This window comes from Breoghania corrubedonensis (assembly GCF_003053845.1).
Classification (GTDB): Bacteria; Pseudomonadota; Alphaproteobacteria; order Rhizobiales; family Stappiaceae; genus Breoghania; species Breoghania corrubedonensis.
Map to the genome: position 1 here is coordinate 212,751 of NZ_QAYG01000002.1, position 25,528 is coordinate 238,278.

The 25,528-nt window shown below is 63.5% G+C and carries 26 protein-coding genes and 1 tRNA gene; 11 read left to right on the forward strand and 16 right to left on the reverse strand.

All coding sequences use genetic code 11. The annotated features are described in order from the left end of the window. The first annotated feature begins 326 nt into the window (after window positions 1-326). Together C8N35_RS09035 and C8N35_RS09040 are read left to right on the forward strand one after the other, a co-directional pair. On the forward strand, window positions 327-1,025 hold the full coding sequence (locus C8N35_RS09035) for a DUF599 domain-containing protein (RefSeq protein ID WP_107989357.1): 699 nt from the start codon (window positions 327-329) through the stop codon (window positions 1,023-1,025). Window positions 1,026-1,164: 139 nt separating this feature from the next. Further along, window positions 1,165-1,530, forward strand: coding sequence for a globin domain-containing protein (locus C8N35_RS09040; protein ID WP_107989358.1), 366 nt, complete (start codon window positions 1,165-1,167; stop codon window positions 1,528-1,530). Window positions 1,531-1,598: 68 nt separating this feature from the next. Here the strand turns inward: C8N35_RS09040 and C8N35_RS09045 are convergent, their stop codons facing one another. The 9 genes from C8N35_RS09045 to C8N35_RS09085 form a co-directional block, all read right to left on the reverse strand. Next, a complete protein-coding gene (locus tag C8N35_RS09045) occupies window positions 1,599-1,958 on the reverse strand; it encodes a hypothetical protein (RefSeq protein WP_146177362.1) in 360 nt (119 codons plus the stop codon). A gap of 26 nt (window positions 1,959-1,984) precedes the next feature. Further along, window positions 1,985-2,605 carry an ATP-dependent Clp protease proteolytic subunit gene (locus C8N35_RS09050; protein WP_107989360.1) on the reverse strand — a complete coding sequence of 207 codons (621 nt, stop codon included), beginning with the start codon at window positions 2,603-2,605 and terminating at the stop codon, window positions 1,985-1,987. Window positions 2,606-2,837: 232 nt separating this feature from the next. Next, window positions 2,838-4,010: a GGDEF domain-containing protein gene (locus C8N35_RS09055; RefSeq protein ID WP_146177363.1), complete on the reverse strand. Its 1,173-nt coding sequence runs from the start codon at window positions 4,008-4,010 to the stop codon at window positions 2,838-2,840. Window positions 4,011-4,339: 329 nt separating this feature from the next. Further along, the gene (locus C8N35_RS09060; protein WP_107989362.1) at window positions 4,340-5,512 is read right to left on the reverse strand and encodes an isovaleryl-CoA dehydrogenase; all 1,173 of its coding nucleotides are present in this window, start codon (window positions 5,510-5,512) and stop codon (window positions 4,340-4,342) included. A gap of 340 nt (window positions 5,513-5,852) precedes the next feature. Next, window positions 5,853-6,179 carry a PaaI family thioesterase gene (locus tag C8N35_RS09065; RefSeq protein WP_342753492.1) on the reverse strand — a complete coding sequence of 109 codons (327 nt, stop codon included), beginning with the start codon at window positions 6,177-6,179 and terminating at the stop codon, window positions 5,853-5,855. A gap of 45 nt (window positions 6,180-6,224) precedes the next feature. Beyond that, window positions 6,225-6,653 carry a VOC family protein gene (locus tag C8N35_RS09070; protein WP_107989363.1) on the reverse strand — a complete coding sequence of 143 codons (429 nt, stop codon included), beginning with the start codon at window positions 6,651-6,653 and terminating at the stop codon, window positions 6,225-6,227. A gap of 29 nt (window positions 6,654-6,682) precedes the next feature. Next, window positions 6,683-8,098, reverse strand: coding sequence for a magnesium transporter (gene mgtE, locus C8N35_RS09075; protein ID WP_107989364.1), 1,416 nt, complete (start codon window positions 8,096-8,098; stop codon window positions 6,683-6,685). 288 nt (window positions 8,099-8,386) lie between these two features. Then, window positions 8,387-8,473: transfer RNA gene (locus tag C8N35_RS09080), tRNA-Leu, on the reverse strand. A gap of 86 nt (window positions 8,474-8,559) precedes the next feature. Next, window positions 8,560-8,826: a FliM/FliN family flagellar motor switch protein gene (locus C8N35_RS09085; RefSeq protein WP_107989365.1), complete on the reverse strand. Its 267-nt coding sequence runs from the start codon at window positions 8,824-8,826 to the stop codon at window positions 8,560-8,562. A gap of 155 nt (window positions 8,827-8,981) precedes the next feature. Here C8N35_RS09085 and lipB point away from each other — a divergent pair, with 155 nt between their 5' ends. After that, window positions 8,982-9,689, forward strand: coding sequence for a lipoyl(octanoyl) transferase LipB (lipB, locus tag C8N35_RS09090; RefSeq protein WP_107989366.1), 708 nt, complete (start codon window positions 8,982-8,984; stop codon window positions 9,687-9,689). Window positions 9,690-9,769: 80 nt separating this feature from the next. Here the strand turns inward: lipB and C8N35_RS09095 are convergent, their stop codons facing one another. The 3 genes from C8N35_RS09095 to C8N35_RS09105 are packed head-to-tail and all read right to left on the reverse strand — an operon-like array spanning window position 9,770 to window position 12,808. Beyond that, window positions 9,770-10,069, reverse strand: a complete 300-nt coding sequence (locus C8N35_RS09095; protein ID WP_107989646.1) for an acylphosphatase — start codon at window positions 10,067-10,069, stop codon at window positions 9,770-9,772. A 31-nt stretch (window positions 10,070-10,100) separates the two neighbouring features. After that, complete coding sequence (locus tag C8N35_RS09100) at window positions 10,101-10,802, reverse strand: HAD family hydrolase (protein WP_107989367.1); 702 nt, start codon at window positions 10,800-10,802, stop codon at window positions 10,101-10,103. Continuing rightward, on the reverse strand, window positions 10,799-12,808 hold the full coding sequence (locus C8N35_RS09105) for an acetyl-CoA carboxylase biotin carboxylase subunit (protein WP_107989368.1): 2,010 nt from the start codon (window positions 12,806-12,808) through the stop codon (window positions 10,799-10,801). Before C8N35_RS09105 ends, C8N35_RS09100 begins: the two co-directional genes overlap by 4 nt. A 257-nt stretch (window positions 12,809-13,065) precedes the next feature. Between C8N35_RS09105 and C8N35_RS09110 the strand changes: the two genes are divergently transcribed. Both C8N35_RS09110 and C8N35_RS09115 read left to right on the forward strand, forming a co-directional pair. After that, window positions 13,066-14,625 carry a diguanylate cyclase domain-containing protein gene (locus C8N35_RS09110; RefSeq protein ID WP_107989369.1) on the forward strand — a complete coding sequence of 520 codons (1,560 nt, stop codon included), beginning with the start codon at window positions 13,066-13,068 and terminating at the stop codon, window positions 14,623-14,625. Window positions 14,626-14,700: 75 nt separating this feature from the next. Beyond that, the gene (locus tag C8N35_RS09115; protein WP_107989370.1) at window positions 14,701-15,666 is read left to right on the forward strand and encodes a cation diffusion facilitator family transporter; all 966 of its coding nucleotides are present in this window, start codon (window positions 14,701-14,703) and stop codon (window positions 15,664-15,666) included. 305 nt (window positions 15,667-15,971) lie between these two features. On the opposite strand, the gene C8N35_RS09120 is transcribed toward C8N35_RS09115, so the two are convergent. Further along, window positions 15,972-16,715: a DUF4336 domain-containing protein gene (locus C8N35_RS09120; protein ID WP_107989371.1), complete on the reverse strand. Its 744-nt coding sequence runs from the start codon at window positions 16,713-16,715 to the stop codon at window positions 15,972-15,974. A 173-nt stretch (window positions 16,716-16,888) separates the two neighbouring features. On the opposite strand from C8N35_RS09120, the gene C8N35_RS09125 reads away from it, so the two are divergent. From C8N35_RS09125 to folB, 3 genes are all read left to right on the forward strand, one after another. Beyond that, complete coding sequence (locus C8N35_RS09125) at window positions 16,889-17,278, forward strand: CidA/LrgA family protein (protein ID WP_107989647.1); 390 nt, start codon at window positions 16,889-16,891, stop codon at window positions 17,276-17,278. Beyond that, the gene (locus tag C8N35_RS09130; RefSeq protein WP_107989372.1) at window positions 17,278-17,991 is read left to right on the forward strand and encodes an LrgB family protein; all 714 of its coding nucleotides are present in this window, start codon (window positions 17,278-17,280) and stop codon (window positions 17,989-17,991) included. The genes C8N35_RS09125 and C8N35_RS09130 overlap by 1 nt, the downstream gene beginning before the upstream one ends. A 129-nt stretch (window positions 17,992-18,120) precedes the next feature. Beyond that, the gene (folB, locus tag C8N35_RS09135) at window positions 18,121-18,480 is read left to right on the forward strand and encodes a dihydroneopterin aldolase (RefSeq protein WP_107989373.1); all 360 of its coding nucleotides are present in this window, start codon (window positions 18,121-18,123) and stop codon (window positions 18,478-18,480) included. A gap of 20 nt (window positions 18,481-18,500) precedes the next feature. Here folB and C8N35_RS09140 read toward each other — a convergent pair whose 3' ends face one another. Together C8N35_RS09140 and C8N35_RS09145 are read right to left on the reverse strand one after the other, a co-directional pair. After that, window positions 18,501-19,775 (reverse strand): ATP-binding protein, encoded by a 1,275-nt coding sequence (locus tag C8N35_RS09140; RefSeq protein ID WP_170122057.1) that lies wholly within the window; start codon window positions 19,773-19,775, stop codon window positions 18,501-18,503. Between the two features lie 38 nt (window positions 19,776-19,813). Next, window positions 19,814-20,539, reverse strand: a complete 726-nt coding sequence (locus C8N35_RS09145; RefSeq protein WP_107989375.1) for a response regulator — start codon at window positions 20,537-20,539, stop codon at window positions 19,814-19,816. Window positions 20,540-20,794: 255 nt separating this feature from the next. On the opposite strand from C8N35_RS09145, the gene C8N35_RS09150 reads away from it, so the two are divergent. Further along, window positions 20,795-21,124 carry a hypothetical protein gene (locus C8N35_RS09150; RefSeq protein WP_245926739.1) on the forward strand — a complete coding sequence of 110 codons (330 nt, stop codon included), beginning with the start codon at window positions 20,795-20,797 and terminating at the stop codon, window positions 21,122-21,124. A gap of 28 nt (window positions 21,125-21,152) precedes the next feature. On the opposite strand, the gene C8N35_RS09155 is transcribed toward C8N35_RS09150, so the two are convergent. Then, window positions 21,153-22,685, reverse strand: a complete 1,533-nt coding sequence (locus tag C8N35_RS09155) for an acyl-CoA carboxylase subunit beta (protein WP_107989376.1) — start codon at window positions 22,683-22,685, stop codon at window positions 21,153-21,155. Window positions 22,686-22,992: 307 nt separating this feature from the next. Between C8N35_RS09155 and C8N35_RS09160 the strand changes: the two genes are divergently transcribed. After that, window positions 22,993-24,414 (forward strand): circularly permuted type 2 ATP-grasp protein, encoded by a 1,422-nt coding sequence (locus tag C8N35_RS09160; RefSeq protein ID WP_107989377.1) that lies wholly within the window; start codon window positions 22,993-22,995, stop codon window positions 24,412-24,414. A gap of 160 nt (window positions 24,415-24,574) precedes the next feature. Continuing rightward, window positions 24,575-25,525 (forward strand): alpha-E domain-containing protein, encoded by a 951-nt coding sequence (locus C8N35_RS09165; RefSeq protein WP_107989378.1) that lies wholly within the window; start codon window positions 24,575-24,577, stop codon window positions 25,523-25,525. Window positions 25,526-25,528: the final 3 nt, after the last annotated feature.

Genomic DNA, 25,528 nt, shown 5'->3' on the forward strand with positions numbered 1-25,528 from the left:
GGACCGTCCAGGTCATGAACCCCCAGCAGGACTTCTGTACGTGATCGTCCATGGAACTCCTAATTTCTGAACAGGGCGATGCCGGCCCGTTTGGAAAAACCGCACCGATGCACCGCGAAGCCACGCCCATTTAACGACTTGGTAACCTCTGTGCAAGAGCGAAGAATCCCGACCTGTGGAGTGGGTGGAGAATTGTCGGACGCCGCCCGTGCTTTTGGCTCTTAAGGTGATGATTTGTCACCATCATTCACGCAACGCTAGGCGTCGATCTTCGTCCGCCCTATGCTGTGCGTTCGGCCTCGTCACCGACGACACGGAACGTCATCATGCTTTTCCTGCCGCTCGATCTTGCAGCCCTCGCCTGGTTTACCTGTTCCTGGCTCGGCTATAACTGGCTGGTGGAACGCAGCCGCTGGAAAACATCCAGCCTCTCCCATGCCATGGACAGCTACCGCCATCAATGGATGCACGCGATGCTGGCCCGCCCGTTGCGGATGATCGACGCGCAGATCATGTCGGGCCTGCAGCAGGGCACCGCGTTCTTTGCATCCACCTCGCTGCTGGCGCTGGGCGCCTGTTTCGCGCTTCTCAATGCCACGGACCTGGCACTGGCGGTCTATGCCGATCTGCCGCTCGCCATCGCCACGACCCGCGCCGAATGGGAGGCCAAGGTGCTCGGCCTGCTGCTGATCGCCGCCTACGCCTTCTTCAAGTTCGGCTGGTCCTACCGGCTCTTCAACTATTGTTCGATCATGGTCGGCGCGGTGCCGAACGAGGAAAAGGAGCCATCGCCCGAAGCACGGGCACTGGTGGCGCGAGCCGGCGACCTCAACGTGCTCGCCGGGCGACATTTCAGCCGCGGCCAGCGCGCCTTCTTCTTTGCCGTCGGGTTCCTGTGCTGGTTCGCCGGACCTATCCCCTTCATCGCCGGCACCACCTGCGTGCTCGTGGTGCTCTTGCGGCGGCAATTCTTTTCCGCGGCGCGAACCGCGGCAACCACCCAACACATTGACTCAAAAGGCTGAAATATCGGCTCCAGGCTGCAAGCCTCGCCTCGTGCAGCATCGAATACGTACAAAACGTGAGATTAGTCACAGTCGTGTTTGCGCGGAAGTGTTTAGCTTCGCAGGGCTGCGGGCATTATTCAATTTCCGGGGTGCGGCAATGACGACGCTCTATCTCAGACTGGGCGGGCGCGAGAATATCGAACGTTTCACATATGTAATTTTCGACTTGATGCGCCACGACGACATTCTCGCGGAAGAACTGGACCGTATCGATCACCCCTGGGTGATCGATCGCCTGAATTCCCTGCTCGTTTTCATTTTTGGCGGCTCGCCCTTCTACGAGGGGGCCTCGATCAGATCCGACTTCAGGGCGCTGCTGGCGAGCGATCATCACTACAACCGCTTCGCCTGCCATTTCCAGACAGCACTCCAGGCAAACGCAATCGACGCGACGCTTCGCCGGGAAGCGCAGGCGGTGATCGAACTGGTGCGGGACTACGTTCTGGAGCGGCAGCTGGCGTAACGCGAAAACGGGCAGCCGGAAACCGGCTGCCCGCCGCTCGTTCACGTAGCGTTATCCTGCTCTGGCGATCATTCCGGTGCCAGCAGATCAGAGCGGACGTTACCGACGATCGTGCCAGTATCGACTTCGCACCAGCGCCCGGCAAGCAACTGACGCCGCGCGGTCACGTCGGCCCCGGCCCACTGCCCGGCCGGAATATCCGGCTCGCACCAGTTCAGGCGAATCCCGCCCGTTCCCGCGCGCACCCGCCCGGCGACCTGTGAATTCGGATCCATCTCCACATTGACCACGAGATCGGAGAGCGCCCGATAGCTCTGGTAGTAGTGCGACTGGGCAAGGACGGCGGGAGAGAAAAGAGCAAGGGCGACCGTGACAAGCGCACGAACGCATCGCCTTGCCGCGGCGGGCAGATCCCGCCGCGCGTTCATGTCACGCATCATTGACGAGCGCCGCTTCAGCCGAGGTCGGAAACCGTACTCACAATCTTGCCGACAAGACCGTATTCGATGGCCTCCTCCGGCGACATCCAGTAGTCGCGATCCGTGTCCTTGTCGATCCGCTCGACCGGCTGGCCGGTGGCAATCGAGAAGATCTTGTTGAGACGGTCGCGCATGCGCAGCATCTCGCGCGCCTGGATCTCGATATCCGTCGCAGGGCCACCTGCGCCACCGGAGGGTTGATGCAGAAGGAAGCGCGTGTTCGGCGTGCAGTAGCGATCCTCCGTGGGCACCGCGACATAGATGAGCGCACCCGCGCTCGCCACCCACCCCATGCCGAGCATGCGCACCTTGGGCGCGATGAAGCGGATGGTGTCGTGGATCATGTCGCCGGATTCCACATGCCCGCCGGGCGAGGACACGATCACATTGATCGGATCGTCTGAAACCTGCGCCATCGCAAGCAGACGCGCGCACACGTCGCGTGCCAGCTCCTGGGAAATCTGGCCGGTAATGAGAACCGTGCGCGAATCGAAAAGATGCTTGTCGACCTGGATCGACCCTGGCGTCTTGGTCTTTTCCTCGTCTTCTTCCTCGTCATCGAGGTGGGGAGGAACCGACGTGAAATAAGTGCTCATGCGCTGGATAGGCTCCATTGATTAAAGGCGCGGCGCTTCAAGCCGCTCCATTGTCCGACTCCATGTGTATGCGATGCCGCCCCGCCTCGCAAACCATGTCAGGCCAACCTTCGTTCAAAAGGTTAGCGCCCCGTCGGTCTCCACATGGGGCGCGCGGCTCCGCGAGAAAAGAGTGTCGCAAAAACAAAAAGGGAGAAGCAAACCGGTCCGGTCTCTTTCACAGGGTCAACCCTCAGGATCGAGCGGCGATCACCACCCGGTTGCGCCCGCTCCCCTTGGCGCTGTAGAGCCCGCGATCGGCGCGTCCGATCAGATCGAACAGCGTCGTGGCGCGCTCCTGCGCCGCGGCAACGCCGATGCTGACGGTCAGCCGGATGAGGACGTCCTGCCACGGGACAGCCAGCCTCGAAATTCTCACGCGCAGCTTTTCCGCCACCTGCAACGCGTCGTCGAGATCCGCCCCGCGCAGCAGCACGACGAATTCCTCCCCGCCGAAGCGCCCGAAGAGGTCCATCTTGCGCAACTCATCCCCCACCGCGTCGGCAAAGATACGCAGCACGAGGTCGCCGGCAAGATGCCCGAACTGGTCGTTGACCAACTTGAAATGATCGATATCGATCAGAAGCAGTGACAGGGTTTCCCTGTCCGCCCGGCTCCCCTTCAACAGCTCCACCGCCCCCCGTTCGAAAGCACGACGGTTCAAGATGCCGGTCAACGGATCGACCTCAACCTCGTGTTGCAATTGTCCGAAGACCCGCTCTTGCCAGAGCCAGAGGCTGCCCAGCACCAACGCGCAGATGAAGATCAGCGCCCCCAGCAATGCAAGGCTCACCCAGATGTTGTCGGCGATGCTGCCCCCCGAATACCACGCCAGCAAGCTGTAGATGCCGCGCAACAGGAAGCCGGCGGCATTGCCCGCGCAAGCCACAAGCAACAGCATGCGAATGGGCCTCGCGCCATTTTTCAGTCGCATGAATTCGAAAAGGCAGCCGAGCGACAACCCGGCGATAAGGAGCGATGCCGCCGCTGTGCGCAGCGTGGTATCGGCATAGAAAGGAGGAAAGCGGCACAATGCCAGCCAAAGACCACAAGACAAGACCAGCGGCCAGACGAGGCATTGGCGTCCATTTTGAGCCCGGATCGCGTTCCAGCCGATCGCCAGCGCCGCAAACAGCGCCGCATTGGCGATATCGATGGTCAGCAGATCCGGAATGCGGCCTCGGGCGAGGTACAGAAAACACCCCAGCGCAGTCAGGCCGAACGCAGTCGTGGCATGACCAAGGGCGGGCTCGGTACGATAACGCCACCAACCAATGCCGAATCCCGATCCGGTCAGAACACAAATCGTACCCAGCACAACAACGAGTGTGAAACTGTCCAGTCGCATCAAGCGCGTCTCGCTCAAGAGCCATGGCGCCTCCCGTAAGAAGGCATCGCGATTATAGACGAGCCCATAAAGAAGAACAGTTAACGTCCTTCAACCGCACCGGACGCACTTTCGCACCTCGACACACTGAAGACCCCGATCTTGTGTCCAGCCTTGAGGTATAGCCTAGCCGTCCGGTCCACAAGATCGGGTAACAGTTTGGCAAAAGACCCGCTGCGGCTTGCTGAAGTCGTGCGCAGACGAGCTTTTTCCTGAGATGAAGCGCGTGTTCAGCCCGCCCCGTGGCCTCCAATCACTTTCGTGGAGAATTCACCTCTTTCCCGACACAAGCACATGACATCTCACAGCTAGACCGAGGCCTGGAAAATCTCCCGGCCAATCAGCATGCGACGGATCTCGCTCGTTCCCGCGCCGATTTCATAGAGCTTTGCGTCACGCAGCAGCCGACCTGTCGGATATTCGTTGATGTAGCCGTTGCCGCCGAGGAGCTGGATCGCGTCGAGCGCCACCTTCGTGGCGTTTTCCGCCGCATAGAGAATGGCGCCGGCAGCGTCCTGACGCGTCGTTTCGCCCCGGTCGCACGCCTGCGCCACGGCATAGACGTAGGCACGACTGGCATTCATCGTGACATACATGTCGGCGACCTTGCCCTGCACGAGCTGGAACGTGCCGATGGGCTTTCCGAACTGTTCGCGCTCGTGGATGTAGGGCACCACCACGTCCATCGCCGCCTGCATGATCCCGATGGAACCGGCCGCCAGCACCGCGCGCTCGTAATCGAGCCCGGACATCAGGATGTTGACGCCCTTGCCCACCTCGCCGAGCACGTTTTCCTCGGGCACCTCGCAATCGCGGAAGACGAGTTCGCCCGTCTCCGACCCGCGCATGCCGAGCTTGTCGAGCTTCTGGGCAACGGAGAAGCCGGGGAACCCCTTCTCGATGATGAAGGCCGTGATGCCGCGCGGGCCGGCATCCGGGTCCGTCTTGGCGTAGACGATCAGCGTATCGGCCTGCGGGCCATTGGTGATCCACATCTTCGAGCCGTTGAGGATGTAGCGATCGCCTTGTCTTTCCGCCTTCAGCTTCATGGAAACGACGTCGGAGCCGGCACCGGGTTCCGACATGGCGAGCGCGCCCAGATGCTCGCCCGAAATCAGCTTGCCCAGATAGCGCTTCTTCTGGCCGTCATTGCCCCAGCGCCGCATCTGGTTGACGCAAAGGTTGGAGTGCGCCCCGTAAGAGAGCCCGATGGAGGCGGATGCCCGGCTCACCTCCTCCATCGCCACGCAATGCTCCAGATAACCGAGCCCCGCACCGCCCCATTCCTCCTCGACCGTGATGCCGTGAAGGCCGAGGGCCCCCATCTCCGGCCACAGCTCGCGCGGGAACCAGTCCTCCCGGTCGATCCGTTCCGCCAGAGGCGCAATGCGGTCCTGCGAAAAGGAAAGCACGCTGTCGCGCAGCATGTCGGCGGTCTCGCCGAGATTGAAGTTGAACGCGGCGGGTGCGTTGGGGATCATGCTTTTCTTCCTCCCTGGCGGACCTCCCAGTCCACCTGACCAAGATTATCGTGCGGTTTCACCGGTCTGAATGTCCGCCGCCGCGTACGACCGGCGGAGGACCTCTGGCTGACGATGAGATCGCAGGGCCGGTGCGCCACGTCGCTGCAATTGCACGCGGCCGGCCGGCACGCACGGACTCTCCTTACGGAAATTTCCGGGGAAACCTAGGGGGCAATCCGCTAGTCCGCCAGCCCCTTAATGCAGACGAGCGAAAAAAGGCCCGTCGCGACGTGGGTCTCTTCTCCCCCCGCGATCCCGTACACATCCGACCGACAGACGGTGAGCGTACGCCCCGGTTTCACCACGCGGCCACGCGCCACAAGCTCTCTCCACCGCCGGGATTGAGGAGATTGATCTTGTACTCGCTCGTCAACACCCCGGTTCCGGGCGGATAGAGCGATAGCGCGGCGTATCCGGCCGCACTGTCCGCGATGGAGGCGGTGGAACCGGCGTGGAAAAAGCCGTGCTGCTGGGTCAGCTCGCGCGCATGGCGCATTTCCAGATCGACCTCGCCCGGCGCCAGATGCGCGATGACGGCCCCCAGATGGTCCATGAACGGCTGGCGCGCGAAACTCGATCTGACGCGCGTCTCCCAATCCGCGTCACGCGGTTCAAACGCTACCATGTCTCCTCCCCCATGCCTCAAACCGCTCGCCGACTCGGCCGCGCTTCACCTCATGTAATTCGGCCAGAGCGGCGGCGTCGCCATCTCCAGTACGTTGCCGTCGGGATCCTCGAAATAGAGGCTTGTTCCACCGGCGGGCCATGTGACCTCGGAGGTGATCACCACACCCTTTTCCCGCAAATAAACCCGCCATGCCTCCAGATCGCCAGATGCGATCTTGAATGCGAAATGGCTGTGCCCCTGGCTGTGATGGCCCGGAATCAGGCCGCCCGGCGTGCGGATATCTTCGTCCGTATGCCCGCGTTTGAAGACGATCAGCGTCTGGCCGGGGCCTGCGTCATAGGCGAAGAGCCGATCCCCCTCCACCATGCGCGCAAGCCCGAGCACGCCCTCGTAGAATTCGTGCGCGGCGTCAATGTCGTCCACATAGACCGCTGTCTCCAGGATTCCGCCGATCTTGGGCGCCTGGGTCATGACGTATCCTTTCTTTTCAGCCGCTCGCTTCAGGGAAGCACGAACCACCAGGCCGCGAGGCCCAGGAAGGCGAAGAAGCCGACAACATCGGTCACCGTCGTCACGAACACGGACGAGGCAACCGCCGGGTCGATGTCGAGCTTGTCGAGCGCGAGCGGGATCAGGATGCCCGCCATTCCCGCCGCCAGCATGTTGATGATCATGGCCGCCGCGATCAGCCCGCCGATCTGTTCGTTGTGGAACCAGAAGGCGGCGATCAACCCCATCAGCACGGCGAACAGCACGCCGTTGATAAGCCCCACCGCCGTCTCGCGCAGGATGATGCGCACCGTGTTGAAACTGCCCAGATCACGCGTTGCCAGAGCGCGCACGGCCACCGTCATGGTCTGCGTTCCGGCATTGCCGCCCATCGATGCGACGATCGGCATGAGAACGGCAAGCGCCACCATCTGCTGGATCGTCGCATCGAACAGCCCGATCACCATCGAGGCGAGCACCGCCGTGCCGAGATTGACGAGCAGCCAGACGAAGCGGCCGCGCACGGTTTCAACGATGGAATCCGAGATCTCCGCATCGCCGCCGACGCCGGCCAGCGCGAAGATGTCCTCCTCTGCCTCCGCCTGGATGACGTCGACGATGTCATCGACGGTCAGCACGCCAACGAGCCGGTCGGAATCGTCCACCACGGCGGCGGATATCAGGTTGTAGCGCTCGAAGGTTGTCGCCACTTCCTCCTGATCCTCGGTGGCCTTTATGGCGTGCACGGTCTCGCCCATGATTCCGCTGACCGGCTCGTTGCGCTTCGTGCGCAAGAGCTTGTCGAGCGCTACCGTACCCATCAGCCGGAAGCCGGGATCGATGACGTAGATCTGATAGAAGTCGTCCGGCAGCGCATCGGACTCGCGCAGGTAATCGATCGTCTGGCCGACCGTCCAGAACGGCGGCACCGCGACGAAGTCGCTCTGCATGCGGCGTCCGGCCGATTCTTCCGGGTAATCCAGGGCCCGGCGCAGCTGCAGCCGATCCGACTGCTTCAGCTCCTGAAGAATCGCTTCCTGGTCTTCCTGTGGCAGGTCTTCCAGGATGTAGACGGCATCGTCCGAATCGAGTTCGGAGATTCCTTCCGCGACATTGCCCGCCGGCATTTCTTCCAGCAGGCGGGCGCGGACGGAATCATCGAGTTCGGTGAGAACCGCGAAGTCGAAGGCGTCCCCCAGCAGCCTGACCAGATTGGCCTGGTCTTCCGGGTGGAGCGTTTCGATAAGATCGCCAAGGTCGGCTTCGTGCAGGTCGCCGGCGAGTTCGAGCGTGGCCTCCCGGTCGTCGGCCTCAAGGGCCGTCTCGACAAGACCAACGAACTCCTTGGAGACGTAGCCATCCTCATCGCGAAAAACGGTTTCCGCAGGATCGGCGACGGCAGCATCGACGGAATCGGTCTCGGCCACGATCTCCTCCTGCGGTTGGGTTGCCTGCGGTTGAGTTAGCCTGCGGTCGGGGTGAGTATTGTGGTCCGTTCGGCACGGCGAGGGGACCGGTGCGCAAAAGCTACGAAATTATCGACGCTTAAGGAACTGCCTTTTCACGCAGATGACATTCGGGCGTCGGAATTGCGCAAGAAATCCGGGAAAGAGCGAAAATAAAAAAAGGCGACCCGAGGGCCGCCGTCTTTTTTGCCGAAACTCCGGGTCGATTGCTCACCGGAGGTCTGTCACCCGAAGCCATCGGGTGAAGAATGGTGCGGTCGAGAAGACTCGAACTTCCACGGGTTTTACCCCACAGCGACCTCAACGCTGCGCGTCTACCAATTCCGCCACGACCGCACGTGACTGGCAACCGAGACACTGGGCCTCGGCGGAGGACCATGTATCAAACCCCCCGCCCCTGTTCAAGGAGCATTTCACGAAAATCAGATACGGGCGTTCTCAGCCTGTGGACGGAAGTCCGGAGCCCGCGTCAGAACCTCGGTAATGGAGATGCCGATGCGGTCGCCGCGCAGCACTACCTGCCCGCGCGCAACGGGGATGTCATTGGCGAGAATCTCGACGTCATCTTCCTCGGAAACGTCGAGCTCGATCACCGCACCGCGGCCCATGCGCAGCAACTGATGGATCGGCATCACCGCCCGGCCAAGCACCACAGAGATATGGACGGAAATCTTGTCAACGCTGGTCATACAGACGATCCGGGCCTAAGAAGGCGCTCGAGGAACATGGAACGGACGCTCCGAACATACGCCCTCGGGCGGACGGGGACTCAACCATCCCGCTTCGGTGCGTTAACGAAACCTTGCCCGTCAAGCGTTACCCAATGGTTAACAGGCATTAACGCATGAACCCTGAGACGCGCGATTCGCTCGCCGTGTCGATGCTGCCACAGCCCGGTTCCGCCCCGATTGAATGGCACGTCGAAGACACCCCCGTCGCCTACCCCGCGGCTCTTGCCGCCATGGAAGCGCGTGCCGCGCAGATCGCCGAGGGAACCGCCCCCGAACGCGTCTGGCTGCTTGAGCATCCCCCGCTCTACACCGCCGGCACCAGCGCCCATGAAGAGGACCTCGTCGCCCCCGATCGGTTTCCCGTCTTCCACACCGGCCGCGGCGGACAGTTCACCTATCACGGCCCCGGCCAGCGGGTCGCCTATGTGATGCTGGACCTGAAGCGCCGGCAGCAGGATGTGCGCGCCTTCGTCGCCTCCCTGGAGGCATGGCTGATCAACACGCTGTGGCAGTTCCATGTGCGCGGCGAGCGGCGCGACGACCGCGTCGGCGTGTGGGTGCGCCGGCCGGAAAAGGCAATGGACGCCGAAGACAAGATCGCCGCCATCGGCATCCGCGTGCGCAAGTGGGTGACCTTCCACGGTATCAGCCTGAACGTGGAGCCGGAGCTGGAACACTTTTCCGGCATCGTGCCATGCGGCGTCACGGACCACGGCGTCACCAGCCTGGTCGATCTCGGCCTGCCGGTGACAATGCCGGAAGTCGATTCGATCCTGCGCGGCGAGTTCGAGAAGATCTTCGGAGAGACGAAGGCGGTGTAAGGCGGGTTGCGCAAAGCCCGTCCTCCGAGGTTATCCCCCCGCAAAAGCCTTGTCAGATCAGGCAACACCACGCCCGCATCTTACCCCGTCGGGCGCACGTCGAATCCGTTCGTGACGATACCGGCCTCGCCGAGCACCTTCACCTCGGAAACGCGCGCCCAGCCGGGGCCGTCGAGGGCTACCGCAAGCATCGCGTCCACTGACCCCGTTTCGCCGGAAAAAACCGCTTCCACCTCGCCGGAACGCAGATTCCGCACCCAGCCGGAAAGCCCCAGCTCCCGCGCCCGGTCCGCACACCACGCGCGGTAGCCCACGCCCTGAACCCGCCCGGCGACAAGAACATGCACGGCGCGTTGCCGGCTCGGCTCGTTCGCGCTCATCGCGGCCTCCGTGTCCGGCAAAGCGCGCCGTTCAGCCAGGAACGACGCTCTCGCTCCACTCCACCACCAGTGCGCCCGCTTCGCGCGGCGTATCGGCGATCGCCAGCGGGCTCTCCGCCTGCAGTTCCGCCCGGCTGCCATAGCCGTAAGTGACACCGATCGCCGCCACGTTGTTGACGCGCGCGCCGGCGAGATCATGCTTGCGGTCGCCGATCATGATCCCGGCCTTCGCATCGACGCCCTCGCGTTCCAGTAGATGGGCGATCAGGTCGCCCTTGGTCGACAGGCTGCCATCGTCCGCCGCTCCGTAGATGCCCTTGAAATACTCGGCGAGGCCGAAATGTTCCACGATCCGCACCGCCGGTTCGCGCAACTTGGAGGTCGCCACATAGAGTGTGTGGCCGAGGTCTCTCAAGGCGGCGAGGACTTCGGGAATGCCGTCGATCACCTGATTCTCGAAGAGCCCCACTTCGCCGTAGCGGTTGCGATAGTGGCCAACCGCCTCGCGCACCCGGTCCGGGTCATCCCCGCCCAGAAGCACCGCGAAGCTCTCGCCGAGCGGCGGCCCGATGCACCAGCGCAGGTCATCCGCTTCGGGGATCGTCTCAAGCCCCATGCATTCCAGCGCGTATTGAAAGGAACGGGTGATGCCGGGAAACGGATCGGTCAGCGTGCCGTCGAGATCGAACAGGACGGCACGCCCGGTGGCGACAGCGAAAGGTCTGGCGTTCATTCAAATTCCATGATCACGGCGTCGACCGCGAGGCTCTCGCCCGGCGCCGCCTTGATGGCGGAAACCGTGCCCTCGCGTTCGGCCACCAGCACGTTTTCCATCTTCATAGCCTCCACGATGGCGAGCCGCTGCCCGGCGCTGACCTTTTCGCCCTCCTCCACGTGAATGGAGATGACAAGGCCCGGCATCGGACACAGCAACATCTTGGAGGTGTCGGCGGGCACCTTCTCGGGCATCAGCCTGTCGAGTTCGGCGGTGCGGGGAAGCATCACGCGAGAATCGACCGAACATCCCTGCCAGTCAAGCCGCCAGCCATTCTCGATGGCCCTCACCTGCACGGCCACCACCTCGTGCCCGACCCGGCCACACCACAACAGATCTCCCGGCAACCAGTCGCTGGTGACGGGGAATGTCTGACCCTCGATGGTCACGTCGATCTCCACCGGCAGGTCGGGATAGCCCTCCGCCAGTTCGATCTCCAGGTATTCCTTGTCAAGCTTCACCACCCAGTCGCGATGCAGCTTGCCCGAATGCGGACGCAGCCGGCCGGTCAGCCGGTCGAGGCGGTCCTTGCGCACCACCTCCATGGAAAGCGCCACCGCCGCCAGCACCACCATTTCCTCGTGCGTCGGCGATGTCGGTTGGAAGCCTTCCGGGTATTCGTCGGCGATGAAGCTGGTGGAAAGCTCACCGGACTGCCAGCGCGGATGCTTCATCAGCGAGGACAGGAACGGAATGTTGTGGCCGATCCCGTCGATGACGAACTGGTCGAGCGCCAGCCCCATCGCCTTGATGGCGGTAGCGCGGTCGGGCGCATGGGTGATGAGCTTGGCGACCATCGGGTCGTAGAACATCGAGATCTCCGCCCCTTCAACCACGCCGGTATCGTTGCGCACGGTGATGCCGGCGTGCTTCTCTTCCTCCGGCGGGCGATAGCGCACCAGCCGGCCGATGGAGGGCAGGAAGTTGCGGTAGGGATCCTCGGCGTAGATGCGGCTCTCGATCGCCCAGCCGTCGAGCTTGACGTCGGCCTGCGTGATCGCGAGCTTTTCGCCCGCCGCCACCCGGATCATCTGTTCCACCAGATCGATGCCGGTGACGAGTTCGGTCACCGGATGCTCCACCTGAAGCCGCGTGTTCATCTCGAGAAAGAAGAAGCTCTTGTCCTGGCCGGCGACGAATTCCACCGTGCCGGCGCTGTCGTAGTCGACCGCCTTTGCAAGCGCCACGGCCTGCTCGCCCATCTTGCGGCGCGTCTCCTCATCGAGCAGCGGCGACGGCGCCTCCTCGATGACCTTCTGGTTGCGGCGCTGGATGGAGCACTCGCGCTCGCCCAGATAGACGGCGTTGCCGTGCTTGTCGCCGATCACCTGGATTTCGATGTGGCGCGGGTTCTCGATAAATTTCTCGATGAAGACACGGTCATCGCCGAAGGAGGACGCGGCTTCCGAACGTGCGCGCTCGAAGCCCTCATGGGTCTCCTTCTCGCTCCACGCGATGCGCATGCCCTTGCCACCGCCACCCGCCGACGCCTTGATCATCACCGGAAAGCCGATTTCCCTAGCGATCTTCACGGCCTCGTCCGGCGTTTCGATCACGCCGAGATAGCCCGGCACCGTGGAGACATTGGCGGCATTGGCGAATTTCTTGGACTCGATCTTGTCGCCCATCGCCTGGATGGCGCGCGTGTTCGGGCCGATGAAGACGATGCCGTTTGCCGCCAGCGCCTCGGCGAATTCCGCGCGCTCGGAAAGAAAGCCGTAGCCGGGATGCACCGCCTGGGCTCCGGTCTGCTTGCAGGCCGCAATGATCTTGTCGATGACGAGATAGCTCTCGGCCGCAGCCGGCGGACCGATATGCACAGCCTCGTCGGCCATTTCCACATGCAACGCATCGGCGTCCGCATCGGAATAGACCGCCACCGTGGCGATGCCCATGCGCCGCGCCGTCTTGATGACACGGCACGCGATCTCGCCGCGATTGGCGATCAGGATTTTGTCAAACATTGCTTCTCCCAGCCTTAAACCGGCTCCTCGGGCTGCGTTGTAAGCCTGCATCACGCGCTGCGCAACTATACGGAAGGCAGGGGTATCGGCGCCCCGCCCTTCCCATACGTCCGCCGGACAGACAGGGCGGCACCGGCACCGAACACGGTGCAACTAACGCATCGACCACGTAAAATTAACGGCTGCGTGTCTCAGTATTTTACTCATGGAAGCAAAAGCGCTTTCGCCGCGGCGAAAGCGAGGGGGACACCATTACCATGACGACCACGACAGAACGCAGGCAGTCTCCGCGCCTCGCACGCATCGTCTTCCTGGCGTCCGGCAGTCTCTTCGCCCTGACCGCATGCTCGCTCCTTCTTCTCGGCTACCTGGCTTCCCGCACAGCCAACATGGAGGCATCGTCGGGCGACCGGCGTCTGTTCGACAACGCCCTGCAAAGCAGGCTCCGACTGATCACGCGCGACCAGCACACCCTCGCGCGCTGGGACCGCACCGTCGCCAATGTCGTTCTCACCTTCGACAAGGCCTACGTGCTCAGCGAAATGGTGGATTCGCTGTGGCACGACTTCCGCCACGACCGATCGTGGTTCATCACCGCCGGAGGGCGGGTCCTCGCGGAGGCGTGGCGCGACGAGGTCGATTTTTCCGGGCGCCTGCTCCCGCCGGGCCATGACATCCGCCTCATCGTGGAAGAAGCGGCACAACGGCATCTGGAAAACCGCATCGTCATCCCGGGCGGTTACGGCCAGCGCGCCGTGCCGACCACACATCTGGAACGGGTATCCGCCACGGGCTTCGCCATGGTGGACAACCGGCCCGCCATGGTCAGTGCCATGGCGATCGTCCCCGACGATGGCACCGTCGCCCTGCCGGACGGCCCGCCGACGATCCTCGTCTCGGCCCGCTACATCGATGCCACCCTGATCGACGATCTAAACGCACAACTGGGTTTCAGCGACGTTGCCTTCTCGGGCGCGGCGCGCAATGGCGCAAGCGGACACACGATTCTCTCGGTGGATGAAAAACCGCTGGGAACCTTCACGTGGCGCGCCCAGACACCGGGCAGACAGATATGGTCTACGGCCATTCCGCTGATCGCGCTCATCGCCGGCACGCTCGCGCTGGCGACACTCCTCGTCGCGCGCCGACTCGGCCGGCTCACGAAGCGCCTGGAGGAAAGCGAGAGCCGCAACCGGTATCTCGCCAGCCACGACACGCTGACAGGACTTGCCAACCGCCTCCAGTTCGACGCGGCGCTGACGGTAGCCCTGGAGAAACTCCCCGAGACCTCCTTCGCGCTCCTCGCCTGCGACCTCGACCGCTTCAAGACGGTCAACGACACCTACGGTCATGGTGCGGGCGACGCCGTCATCCGCACGGTCGGCGAGCGGCTTCACGAGGTCATCGGCGGGGCCGGCCTCGTCGCACGGATCGGCGGCGACGAGTTCATCGCGCTCATTGCCGGCCGTACGGACCGACTGTACCTCGAAACGCTCTGCCGGCAGGTCATCGCCGCGATTTCCGCCCCGATCGCGATCACCCATGACGCCACTACCGACGTCGGCGCCAGTATCGGCGTCGTCACCGCGGGCCTTGCCGAAACGAACAAGACAAAGCTCCTCGCGGCGGCCGACCGGGCGCTCTACGCGGCCAAAAGCGGCGGACGTGGCCGCAGTGTCTTTGCCGAGGACATCAAGGACGACGACGCGCCCCGCACCGAAGGATCCGGCGGTTCCACGCTCGCGGTGCGTCTGGGACCGCGGCATCAGGACCGCACGCCCGCGACGACAGGCCACAAGAGCGGCGCCCGCAAATGACAATAGTATAACGTGCCCCCTTTCCTCTAATCAGGTCGGCAAGCAAAGAAAAACTGCCTGCTACAGGAGGTCGCTGTGGGCCACAACCACACGCACGATCACGACGCCGACCATGTACACTCACGCGGCAATGGGCATGGGCATCATCACCATCACGTCGACCCGAATGCCGGCGATCTGCGCATCACGTTCGCCATCGGCATCAACTTCCTGCTGACCCTCGTCCAGATCGTCGGCGGCATCATGGCCGGAAGCCTGGCGCTCATCGCCGATGCGCTGCACAACTTCTCCGATGCCATTTCTCTCGTGATCGCCTTCGGCGCGCGCAAGATCGCGCGGCGTCCCTCCGACGCGCAGATGACCTTCGGCTACGACCGCATCGAGATCGTCGCGGCGCTGATAAACTACACGACGCTGATCATCCTCGGCCTCTACCTCGTCTACGAGGCGGTGCTGCGCTTCATTGAACCGGAAGGCGTCGACGGCTGGATGGTCATCATCATCGCCATCGTGGCGCTGGTGATCGATCTGGGCACCGCGCTGCTGACCTACGCGATGTCGAAGTCGTCCATGAATATCCGCGCCGCCTTCCTGCACAACGTGGCCGACGCGCTGGGCTCGGTCGCGGTCATCGTCGCCGGTACACTGATCCTGCTCTACGACTGGCGCCTCATCGACCCGATCGTCACCCTGCTGATCGCCGGCTATATCCTGTGGCAGTCTTTCCTCGAGATCGGCCCGGTCATCCGCATCCTGATGCTGGCAAGCCCGCCGGACATCGCGGCCCAGAGCGTGCTCGATTCCCTGCGCGACATCGAGGGTGTGGCAGACGTCCACCATGTCCACCTGTGGCAGATGAACGAACACCAGAACGCGGTCGACGCCCATCTCGTCATCGCGGAAGGGTTCTGGGAGCGCGCGGATACGATCAAGGCGTCCGCCAAGCAGCGCCTGAAGAGCGAATTCGGCGTCGGCCACACCACGCTGGAAATGGAATGCACCCACCACGTCTGCCTGGAAGCGCGCGCGATCGGACATTGAGGGGAGGAGGAGCGGCTGCCCGGACAACGGGTTCGCGTTCCAATGACGACACTCTCCGCTCGTCAACCCGGCTCTGCGAAGCGGGACTTCGCACCGCATCACGTCCGGGATGACACCGGAGAGATTTGCTGAAATGGCGGGAACCGAGGATCCAAGCTCGCGGGCAGGTCAGCGCAACCCGCGTTCACAGCGGCTTTAGCTCACGTGTTCCATGACCGATCAAGCAGCGAGTTCCCGGCGTCGCTGAGTCGACGCCGGTTTCCCTGCCTCGGTCGCTCCCCTCGCCCCTCCGACGCGGGACCCGCTCATTCGAGCAACCAAGCAAAGGCCCGGCGCAGCTCGGCCGCACCGTCGCGCTCATACCAGCGCCCGTGCGCGAGAATCACCCGTTCCGGATCGAACGCGATCATCCGTTCCACGGCCGCCTTCAGCTTCTCTTGCGATCCGCGATAGGTGCGCCGCATGTCGCGCGGCATGGAGCCGTGCGGGTGCAGGACGCCGCCAAGCCGGTAGAGGATCCGCATCGGCCAGGGCGCCACCTTCTCCGGTTCGAAATTCTCGATGAGATCGGTCAGCACCAGCGTGCGGCTTTTCCGGTGGAAGAAATCCACCTCCGTCATGAAGGCCCCGGCCGCCAGGATCGTCTCCACTTCGCTGTCCCACGGATAGCCGCTTTCGTTCTCGATCTCGAAGGCGACGAAGTCGATTCGCGTGCCCGCCTGCTCGCGAATACGCGGAGCGAGCCAGACGTCGGCCTCCGGAAAGGCCACCTTCCAGTCGGGCAGCCACCAGTAGTGGATACGATTCGGCCCGATCAGATGGCGTACGGGACCCAGGCCGTCGAGTTCGCTCCTGAGTTTCGGCGTCAACGGTGTTGGCGAATGCACCATGAGGTCGCCACTGTCGAGCCGGATGACCGTCATTCGCGTGGGAAAGGTCAGCTTCGGCCAGGGGAGTCCGAAGCGGATCGTCGGTCCGTCGACGATCCATATGTTCTCGGCAACCGGTTTCAGTCGATTAAGCGGGGGATAGGTCGGGGAAGATGTCAACGTGGCGCCTTGGGCTAAGTTTGCGAAATTTTCGGCGATAGCGAAGAAACGTGCGCGCGACTATACATTGAGGCAATCGGTAGTAGAACCGTCCTCGGTTCCACGCCACACTTCAGCATTCTTAACAACCGTGAAAGAGCGTGCCGGTCCACCGGCGCGCCGACCCGTGTTCCATGATCCCTGCTCTGACCCTCCTTCTCCTGTGCCAGCTCGCGGGCGAGGTTATCGCCCGTTTGCTCAGCCTGCCGCTTCCCGGCCCGGTTATTGGCCTTGTCCTGCTGGCCGTCGGGCTGACCATCCGTGGCAAGGTTCCGGACAATGTCCGCGCCGTCGCAACCGGCATCCTGCGCAATCTGGCGCTGATGTTCGTCCCCGCCTCCGTCGGCATCATCACCCAGACCCACGTGCTGGCGGCGAACGGACTGGCCCTCACCGTTTCCCTCATCGTGTCCACGATCGTCACCATGGCCGTCACCGCCTTCGTTTTCCGCTGGGCAACGATGCGCGCAAACCCCGGCCATGACGCCGGTGGCGACCCGCGCGGCGAGAAGGAGGCGGGCTGATGGCAAATGTCGAGAAGCTCTGGGTCTACCTTGCCGAAACGCCGCTTCTGTGGCTGGCCATAACCCTGACCGCCTACACCTTCGCCGACTGGATATCGTCGCTCGCCAAACGCCATCCCCTCGTCAATCCGATCGTGATCGCGACCGGGCTGATCATCGCGGCCCTGTCCGTTTCCCACACGGACTACAAGACCTATTTCGGCGGTGCGCAGTTCGTGCATTTCATGCTCGGGCCAGCAACCGTCGCGCTCGCCATTCCGCTGGTCGACAATCTCAGCCAGATCCGCCGCTCGGTCATACCGATCTCGCTCGCGCTCGTCGCCGGCTCCGCCACCGCCATCCTGTCCGCCGTCGGCACCGCCTGGCTGTTCGGCGCGCCGCACAATCTTCTGATGTCGCTGGCGCCGAAGTCGGTCACCACCCCCATCGCCATGGGTCTTTCCGAAACACTGGGCGGCATTCCCTCCCTGACCGCCGTCCTCGTCGTCGCCACAGGCATCTTCGGCGCCATCACCGTGACACCGCTGATGAACCTCATGCGGATCAACGATCCCGCCGCCCGGGGCTTCGCCGTCGGCCTGACCTCGCACGGCATGGGCACCGCCCGCGCCTTTCAGGTCAATGCCCTCGCCGGCACCTTCGCCGGCCTCGCCATGGGCCTGAACGGATTGATGACGGCCCTGCTGGCCCCCCTTCTGGCCGGCCTTTTCTGAAGGCCGGCGCTTTTCCCGGCCAGGGAATGGGCCCACATGTCGCGGCAGTGGGACCGGCCATGCACGGCTGGCCTTCGCCGCCGCGATGATCTAAAGCCTCATTTTCCAACACGCATGTCAGGACCCCCGATGGACCGCATCATTCTGGAAGACCTGAGCTTCTTCGCCTACCACGGCGTCCATGACGAGGAAGCCCGCCTCGGCCAGCGCTTTCACGTCGACCTGACCGTCTGGGCCGATCTCTCCACCGCCGGCGAGACCGACAACTACGACGACGCCATCTGCTACGCCAGGCTCACCCGAACGGTGGAGGACGTTGTGATGGGACAGCGCTTCAAGCTGATCGAACGTCTTGCCCAGGCGATCGCCGATGCCGTTCTGGCCGACGAACGCATCGCCAAGGTTGCCGTACGCGTCCACAAGCCGGGCGCGCCGCTGCCCATCGCCACGGGCAGCGTCTCCGTCGCCATCGAGCGCGAGCGTGGCTGACCAGGGCCGGTGGCGGCCCGCTACTGTGTCTTGAGCGGCAGTTCCACGCGAACCGTCAACCCGCCGCCCGGCGTATCGAGCAGCGTGAAGGCGCCGCCGTGTCCACGGGCGATCGCGCGGCAGATCGACAGACCAAGCCCGAACCCGACCGGCCGGTCCTTGTTACGCGCCGCATCGCCGCTGACGAAGGGCTCCTGCATGGCGATCTTGTCCCGGTCGGCGATGCCTGGACCGTGGTCGACCACTTCCACCCGCACCCGCCCCGCGACCACCGTCAACCGGATCATCCCGCCTCCGGCATGCTTGACGGCATTGTCGACCAGGTTGGAAAACAGCCGCAGCAATTCCGAAGGGCGTCCCGCGACGGGCACCCGGCACGACACGCCTTCCAGCGGCACGTCCTGGCCGAGATCCACGAACTGGTCGGAGACGGTGGACAGCAAGCTCGCCAGATCGACCGTCACCGTCGGCTCCCCGCTGCGGCCCTCGCGCAGGTAGGTGAGCCCGCCCTGCAGCAGCGCGTCCATGTGGTCGAGATCCTCGATGAAGGACTGGCGAAGCGCCGGATCCTCCACGTATTCCGCACGAAGACGCAACCGGGTGATCGGCGTGCGCAGGTCGTGCCCGATCGCCGCCAGCATGCGCACGCGGTTTTCCATGAGCTGGTTGATGCGGTGCTGCATGCGGTTGAGCGCGAAGGCGACCCGCCGCACTTCCGCCGGCCCCTCCTGCGGCAGGTCCTCCGGCTCGATCGTATCCGAGCCGAAGCGCTCCACAGCCCCCGCCAACCGTTGTAGCGGACGGATCAGTTCGTGGGCCGCCCATCCGCCCAGAACCGCCAGGCTGACCGCCAGAAAGAGGGCCGTGATGAAGGCGGGGCCGGCGAAAAAGAACGGCGGACGCTCGGCACGCGACCCCTCGGCGAGCAGAACCGAGCCGTCATGCAGCCTGAAGGCAAGCTTGACCGTATCGCCTCCCGCAGGCCCTGCGGCGATGCCTATGCCGAAGTGACGGCCGAGCTCCTCCACCAGCGGGTTGGGAAGGCCCTCGCCCGACCAATCGAAACCGGCGGGAGGGCTCTGCGCGAGTGCGAGATTCAGGCCGGGACCGCCACGACGGAGCGATTGCAGTGCCTCAAGCCGCGTATCGCCCGGCAGCGCGTCGAGCGTCCATACGGCCGCCGCAAGCCGGTGCATCTGGCCCGGCATCTCGCGCCCGGTGAGATTGCCGAGGACAAAAACCGCAAACGATATGCCGTGAATGAGGATCAGCGAGGCAACGAGCGCAACCACCATCTGCCCGGCGACGCCTCGAGGCAGCGGCAGTCGACACCTCATCCCTCGCGGACCTCGACCGGATCGCCGACGAACTCGTAGCCTCCCGAACGCACGGTGCGGATCAGTTTCGGCTGGCTGCCATCGCCCTCCATCTTGCGCCGAAGCCGGCTGATCAGGATGTCGACGCTGCGTTCGTTGGGGGTAGCCGTTCGGCCCTGCGTGAGATCGATGAGCTGTTCGCGGCTGAGCACGCGTCCGGCGCGCTCCACCAGAACCTGCAGAAGATCGAATTCGGCCGGCGTCAGCATCACCAGCGAGCCGTCCGCATTGGTCAGCGTGCGATGGCGTGTATCCATCGTCCAGCCGGAGAAGGTCAGCCGCTTGCCGCGCACGGAGGGCTCGCAGGCAGACAGCGCCGAGCGACGCAGCAAGGCGCGCACGCGCGCAACCAGTTCGCGCGCATTGAAGGGTTTGGGCAGATAGTCGTCCGCGCCGATCTCCAGCCCCACCACCCGGTCGACGTCATCGCCGCGCGCGGACACGATGAGAATCGGTATGGCCGAGTTGGCCCTGAGCCGGCGGCACAGGCTGAGCCCGTCCTCCCCGGGAAGCATCACGTCGAGCAAGACCAGGTCGACGCGCGACGTATTCAGGAGAACATCCATCTCGCGGCCGTCCGCGGCCTGCGACACGCGCCAGCCTTCCGCACCCAGGGTGCGGGCCACAAGAGATCGGATTTCACGGTCGTCTTCGACGACAAGAAGGTGAGCTGATGGCAACATGGAGCGAAATTAGGCGAAATTCCGCGCCCCGTCAGGCACATATTTATGTCTGCGGATTTCCCCGAAACGTGTTTGCAACGTCGCCGCGCCCGGCCCGAGGCTTTTCTGCCCATCAACGACGCGCCATACAATGGTGCGACCAGCGTCATGGTCTTGTGGCCCCCGGCACCCTATGTGTCGACCACGAGATCAATCCTGGCGAAGAGCTGCGACAATCGTCAAACAGGAATCACGTCGTAATCCGGGAGACCGTCCATGTACCGCCGCCACGCCCGCCCGCTCCGGAAAGTCCCCGTTTTCGCAGCACTTGCCGCCGCCACCCTGTTCATGGCCGCCCCGCGCGACGCGGAGGCCCGGCCTGACACGAGAACGTTCACCTGCGCCCAGGCGAAGGATCTGGTCACACGTTCGGGCGCCATCACCCTCACCACGGGGCCGGCCACCTACGAGCGGTTCGTCGCCCATCGGGGCCAGTGCCTGCGCATGGAGATCACCCAGCCCGCCTATGCGCCCACGCAGGACGTGCCGCAGTGCTTCATCGGCCTGCGCTGCGTGCCCATCACCATCCGCAAGCAGTACGACTGAGGCAAGGCCACGATGACCCGTCCGCCCCTCAAAGCGGAATGTTGTCGTGTTTTTTCCAGGGCAGCTCGTCCTTCTTGTTGCGAAGCATGGCGAGCGCGCGAGACACCCGGCGGCGCGTGGAATGCGGCATGATCACCTCGTCGATGTAGCCGCGCTCCGCCGCCACGAACGGGTTCGCGAAGCGGTCCTCGTAATCCCTGGTGCGTCTGGCGATCTTCTCCTTGTCGGCCAGTTCCGAGCGATAGAGGATCTCCACCGCGCCCTTGGCACCCATCACCGCGATCTCCGCTGTCGGCCAGGCGTAGTTGATGTCGCCGCGGATGTGCTTTGAACTCATCACGTCATAGGCGCCGCCATAGGCCTTGCGGGTGATCACCGTCACCTTCGGCACCGTCGCCTCCGCATAGGCGAACAGCAGCTTGGCGCCATGCTTGATCAGCCCGCCATATTCCTGCGCGGTCCCGGGAAGGAAGCCCGGCACGTCGACGAAGGTCAGGATCGGGATGTTGAAGCAGTCGCAGAAGCGCACGAAGCGGGCCGCCTTGCGGCTGGCATCCGAATCGAGCACGCCCGCCAGCACCATCGGCTGGTTGGCGACGATACCCACCGTGCGCCCCTCGATACGGCCGAAGCCCGTCACGATGTTGGCCGCGAACTTCGCCTGCAACTCGAAGAAGTCGCCCTCGTCCAGAACCTTCCGGATCAGCTCCTTCATGTCGTAGGGCTTGTTCGGATTGCCCGGAACCAGCGTGTCGAGGCTCTTGTCGAAGCGCGTGGGATCGTCGACGACCGAAATCTCCGGTCCGTCGGCCAGATTGTTCATCGGCAGGAAGTCGATCAGCCGCCGCATCTGCTGCAGGGCTTCCACGTCGTTGTCGTAGGCGCCGTCGGCAATGGAGGATTTGGTGGTATGGATCGAGGCCCCGCCCAGCTGTTCGGCGGTCACCGTCTCGTTGGTCACCGTCTTCACCACGTCCGGGCCGGTGACGAACATGTAGGAGGTATCGCGCACCATGAAGATGAAATCGGTCATCGCCGGCGAATAGACGTCGCCGCCCGCGCAAGGCCCCATGATGACGGAAATCTGCGGGATGACGCCCGAGGACGTCACGTTGCGCTGGAACACCTCGCCATAACCGCCAAGCGCCGCCACGCCTTCCTGGATGCGCGCGCCGCCAGCGTCGAACAATCCGACGATCGGCGCTCGGTTCCTCAGCGCCATGTCCTGGATCTTGATGATCTTCTGGGCGTGCGTCTCCGAAAGTGAACCGCCGAAGACCGTGAAATCCTTGGAGAACACATAGACCGTGCGGCCGTTGATCGTGCCCCATCCGGTGACGACGCCATCGCCGGGAATATGGGACTCGTCCATGCCGAAATCGGTGCAGCGGTGCTGCTTGAACATGTCGTATTCTTCGAAGGAACCGGCATCGAGCAGAATGTCGATACGCTCGCGCGCGGTGAGCTTGCCGCGCTTGTGCTGCGCCTCGATGCGCCGCTCGCCGCCGCCAAGACGCGCCACATCGCGCCGGCGCTCAAGCTCCGCCAGGATTTCCTTCATAGTACGAACCTCCCAGTACCTACCTCACGCGCTGGCTCATAGCACGCAGCGCGATGCCGGCAAAGCGCACCTTGCGTCGGAAACGCCAATATGCCGCAACGTACGCCTTCGGCAATTCGTCGTATCTGCCTAATAATGAAGCAATAACAGCGCGGGATTTGTCCTTGGCGAGAGTGACGGCATTTGCAATGATTCTAGGCAATTGACGTAACGGAGCGAACGAAACGGCCGGTAACGCGTTCTTCCAGTATGGTTGGCGTACTGTCGAACACGAATAGGCGCCAAGGGACGGGGACAACAAAAGGTCATGGCCGACACGAGTTTTTTCAACGAGATGCTGACGGCCGATGGCACACCGCGTGCCGCTTACAAGCAACTCGACGGCTGGCTTGAGCAATTCCCCAGGAGCGATCTCAAGCGCCTTTCGCGCGAGGCGGAAACGATTTTCCGCCGCCACGGCATTACTTTCGCGGTTTATGGAACCGACGAGGAAACCGAGCGGCTCATTCCCTTCGACATCGTTCCGCGCATTCTGTCCGCGCAGGAATGGCGCCGCCTCTCCGCCGGTATCGACCAGCGCGTGCGTGCGCTCAACGCCCTCATTCACGACATCTACCACCGCCAGGAGATCATCCGAGCCGGTCGCCTGCCGGCCGAGCTGGTCGTCCAGAACGAGGCCTTCCTGCCGGAGATGGTCGGACACACCCCCGCCCGTCAGGTTTATGCACATATTATCGGCACGGACATCGTCCGCGTTTCGGAAAATGAATTCTACGTTCTGGAGGACAACACCCGCACGCCGTCCGGCGTCTCCTACATGCTGGAGAACCGGGAAACGATGATGCACATGTTTCCCGAGCTGTTTCAAAGCCATCGCGTGGCGCCGATCGAGCACTATCCGGAAATGCTGCGCGAGACGCTGGAAAGCGTTGCGCCGCCGGCCTGCGACGGCCCGCCCACCATCGCCGTGCTCACCCCCGGCATCTACAATTCCGCCTATTACGAACACGCCTTCCTGGCCGACACGATGGGCGTTGAACTGGTGGAGGGGCGCGATCTCTTCGTCGACGACGGCTACCTCTACATGCGAACGACCCGCCAGCCGGAGCGCGTCGACGTGATCTACCGCCGCATCGACGACGCCTTTCTCGATCCCCTCACCTTCCGCCCCGATTCCACCCTGGGCGTGCCCGGCCTCTTCGACGTCTACCGCGCCGGCCGCGTCACCATCACCAATGCACCGGGCACCGGCATCGCCGACGACAAGGCGATCTACTCCTACATGCCGGAGATCATCGAGTTCTATACCGGCGAAAAGCCGATCCTGAACAACGTGCCGACCTGGAAGTGCGAGGACAAGGACAGCCTCGCCTATGTGCTGGAACACCTGGACGAACTGGTCGTCAAGGAGGTTCACGGCGCCGGCGGCTACGGCATGCTGGTCGGTCCCGCCGCCTCCAAGAAGGAACGCGCCGCCTTTGCAAGGAAGCTGAAGGCGCGGCCCGGCAACTACATCGCCCAGCCGACGCTGGCGCTATCGGCCTGCCCGACCTTCGTCGGCGCCGAAATCGCCCCGCGCCATGTGGACCTGCGCCCCTACGTGCTGGTCGGAGACAAGGTGCGCATCACGCCGGGCGGGCTCACCCGGGTTGCCCTGAAGAAGGGATCGCTCGTCGTCAATTCCAGCCAGGGCGGCGGCACCAAGGACACCTGGGTGCTGGAGGACTGATGAGAACAGCAGAAATCGCCAGCAGACAGGGAGAACCGATGCGCTTAGACGTCGCCAACAACACCGTGCGCCCGCGTGAAGGTCTCTTCATCGCCGTCAATACCAAGGCACGAACATACGCGCGCCACGTGAGGCGGACGGCCGCTTCGGGAGCGCCATCATGCTAGGCCGCACCGCAAGCGCGCTTTTCTGGCTGTCGCGTTATGTCGAGCGCTCCGAGGACATGGCGCGACTGCTCGATGTCGGCTACCGCATCTCGTTGCTCCCCGGCATCGGCAATGGCGGCCATCGCGAGGACTGGAAGTCGACCCTCGTCAGCGCCGGCTGCGACGGGGGCTTCATGAACACGTACGACGAGGTGAACGAGCGCAACGTCGTCAACTACATGCTGTTCGACGACGACAATTCCTCCTCCGTGCGCTCCTGTCTGCACACCGCGCGCGACAACGCCCGTTCCGTGCGAACGGCGCTCACCCGCGAAATGTGGGAAAGCCTCAACACCACCTGGATCGAGTTTTCCGAAATCAAGCCACATCACGTGACGCGCAACAAGCTGCCCAGTCTGCTCGACTGGATCAAGGAACGCTCCATGCTGTTCCGCGGCGCGATGCTCGGCACCATCTTGAGGAACGACACGTTCCATTTCAGCCAGTTCGGGGCCTTCATCGAGCGCGCGGACAACACCTCGCGCATCCTCGATGTGAAATATCACCTGCTGTTGCCGCAAAACGAGATGATCGGCGGCGGCGTGGACAACTACCAGTGGTCGACGATCCTGCGCTCCGTCTCCGCCCACCGCAATTACCGCTGGATCTACCGCGACAGCCGCCCCAAGCCCTGGCACGTGGCGGAATTCCTGATCCTGCGCCGCGAAATGCCGCGCTCGCTCATCCATTGCTACACCTGGCTTGCCGAAAGCATGAACGGAATCGAGCAGATCTACGGCGAGCGCAGCCCTTCCATGGACATCGCCCGTCAGACCTACGACACCCTGCGCGCAGGTGACATGACCATGATCTTCGCCAGCGGATTGCACGAATTCCTGCAGAATTTCGTTACGTGCAACAACAAGCTGACGACGGCGCTCGCGACCGACTACAATTTCGCCTGAACG